The organism is Nocardia sp. NPDC058499 (genome assembly GCF_042719915.1).
In the GTDB taxonomy this organism is placed as follows: domain Bacteria; phylum Actinomycetota; class Actinomycetes; order Mycobacteriales; family Mycobacteriaceae; genus Nocardia.
This window is the reverse complement of sequence record NZ_JBHXMZ010000037.1, coordinates 1-1,345: the sequence shown is the minus strand read 5'-3', so window position 1 is coordinate 1,345 and position 1,345 is coordinate 1. Positions and strand designations below refer to the sequence as shown.

Genomic DNA, 1,345 nt, shown 5'->3' with positions numbered 1-1,345 from the left:
TCTCGGGCCCCTTGCTACTTGGGATCCCCTCAACCAGGCCGCACCATTTCGTCTACGGGACTCACACCCACTACGGTCCGCCTTTCAATGCGGTTCGACTATGACACGGCTTTCTTACTGGCTACCAGACTGTCAGATCTGGTCAGAAGGTCCCACAACCCCGCATGTGCAACGCCTGACAGCTTGACACACACACGGTTTGGCCTCATCCGCTTTCGCTCGCCACTACTCACGGAATATCTCTTCCTGTCGGTACTGAGATGTTTCACTTCCCGACGTTCCCCCCTGCACCCTATGTATTCAGATGCAGGTGACTGGGCATGACCCCAGCCGGGTTCCCCCATTCGGACACCCTCGGATCACAGCTCGTTTGCCAACTCCCCGAGGCTTATCGCAGGCTACCACGTCCTTCTTCGGCTCCTAGTGCCAAGGCATCCACCCTGTGCCCTTAAAAACTTCGACACACTACAATATTTCACAGAGATCAAGAAACTAGTCGAAACAAATCAACTAGTCATTGAACATCTGGGATGCTCGCGTCCACTGTGCAGTTCTCAAGCAACGGACGACCCGCAGACCCCCGGCACGCCTACCCCCACCAGACACGATCCCCAGAAGCTCACGCTCCCAGGGACCACACCCCGTGCAGGCGGTTCACACCCGACCCACGACCCGTATCCATCAAGACCCCCGACCACCCACCCGCACCACCCCACAGGGGCGATCCGAACAGAGCGGGCCGATTGCCTCAGGACCCAACAGTGTGCTTGCGAACCAGACCAACCCCCCACCACCAGCGTTCCCCCACCCAGCCCGAAGACTGCCAGCCCGAAGACTGCCGACCCCGAAGAGCCACGATGTGTACTAGCCGGCGACCGAACGCCGAACCGATCCTTCTAGTCAATGTTCCACCCGTGAGCAACCACCAGACACTCAAACGGCGCCTCAGATGGTCTGCCTGACCCCCACCCCACCACCAGACCCACCAGACAACCTGGCAGACCCGATCGCGAAGCTACGCGGGGGTATCAGATGCTCCTTAGAAAGGAGGTGATCCAGCCGCACCTTCCGGTACGGCTACCTTGTTACGACTTAGTCCCAATCGCCAGTCCCACCTTCGACCACTCCCCCCGGAAAACCGGTTGGGCCATGAGCTTCGGGTGTTACCAACTTTCGTGACTTGACGGGCGGTGTGTACAAGGCCCGGGAACGTATTCACCGCAGCGTTGCTGATCTGCGATTACTAGCGACTCCGACTTCATGGGGTCGAGTTGCAGACCCCAATCCGAACTGAGACCGGCTTTTTGGGATTCGCTCCACCTTACGGTATCGCAGCCCTCTGTAC

General features: G+C 58.9%; 2 rRNA genes. Both read right to left on the bottom strand.

The annotated features are described in order from the left end of the window. Nucleotides 1-462, bottom strand: a 23S ribosomal RNA gene (locus ACFWPH_RS34680); the annotation flags it as partial. A gap of 581 nt (nt 463-1,043) precedes the next feature. After that, a 16S ribosomal RNA gene (locus ACFWPH_RS34675) occupies nt 1,044-1,345 on the bottom strand; the annotation flags it as partial.